Below are 1138 nucleotides of genomic sequence, written 5' to 3' on the forward strand. Positions count from 1 at the left end.
CCTCCCCCATCGCAGCTGTCGCCAGCTCCAAGCCAGTCTCTTGCTGCTGGTGGCCTTCGTTGAAGGTCACGGCCTCTCTTCGCTTGACAGAGGGGGAAGCCCTTGTAGTTTGACATGAGAGGCGGCTTCGGGCTGGCGAAGCCAGCTCGAAAACGTCCGCTCGATGGATGGGTTAGGTTGCGCCTCGGCAGAGTGCGAAGGATTTGCAAGACCGGCTTGACTCATTTCGTCTTTCCCTTCCACAGAAAGGCAAAGCGCTTCTTGAACGCCAGCGCCACCGCAGTAGGCGAGTTCTCCGGCAGCTTGTTCTCTGCCACAGCAGCGCGGATGTCTGCAGGAGAGGCAAGCGCATGCTTGATTCCAACAGACGATAGCTTCGCAACGATGTGTTCGTCGTTATCTGCGTCGTTGAGCCAACCGACGACTATGTGAACTCCATCTTCTGGTTCACCCACTGTTCGCTCTGCATACCCAACCAGCGCCTCCGCCCCTGCCGCAGTATTTGGGAACGAGGCCTCGACGAAGCCACTATTCGTTTCTACAGCGACGGACAGCTGGGAGGACAGCACTAGGATTCCGATGAGCTTCAGCATTGCAAGCGCGACCTAACGTTTGACATGAGCGGCGGCTTCCGGCTTGCCGGAAGACGTCCGCTCGATGGAGGGGTTAGGCACCAGACCCGCGCTTCGCCTAAGCTGCTGGACTGCCACCGGCGGAGGACCAACGCGTAATGTCTTAAAAGACAGGTGGCTCATTTGTGTTCGAAAGTCGAGTAGGGTGAGCTGGCTTAATGAGCTTGCCGTTGAAGCGGACATACCAGTCCGGATCGGCAACGCGGCACGGATGAATATGCAACCCGTCGGCGACCCGATCAATCGTAAGGGGAAGAAGGTCTGGATCCGGCCGCGCGAGAAGCTCTATGGATTGCCCAGAGCATCTCCAGATAGAGGTGCATCTCTTCGGATGTGTCGTTACGAAACGCGCCTACGACGAGATACTCGGTTGGATGCATGGTGCCTAAGGATGCGCTGATCAATGAGCGCCGTCGCTCGAGTTGAACCGATGCAACGCCACGATGACATTGCGTACGCCGTGAACCACGCGGTGCGTGGCCTCACAGCGATGTCTGAATCCTCTT

At 57.7% G+C, this 1138-nt stretch carries 1 protein-coding gene; it reads right to left on the reverse strand.

Annotated elements, in window-relative coordinates:
* Window positions 1-221: 221 nt before the first annotated feature.
* Window positions 222-593: a hypothetical protein gene (locus E8D38_RS27805; protein ID WP_140637532.1), complete on the reverse strand. Its 372-nt coding sequence runs from the start codon at window positions 591-593 to the stop codon at window positions 222-224.
* Window positions 594-1138: the final 545 nt, after the last annotated feature.

Source organism: Methylibium rhizosphaerae (assembly GCF_006386545.1).
Taxonomy (GTDB): Bacteria; Pseudomonadota; Gammaproteobacteria; order Burkholderiales; family Burkholderiaceae_C; genus Pseudorivibacter; species Pseudorivibacter rhizosphaerae.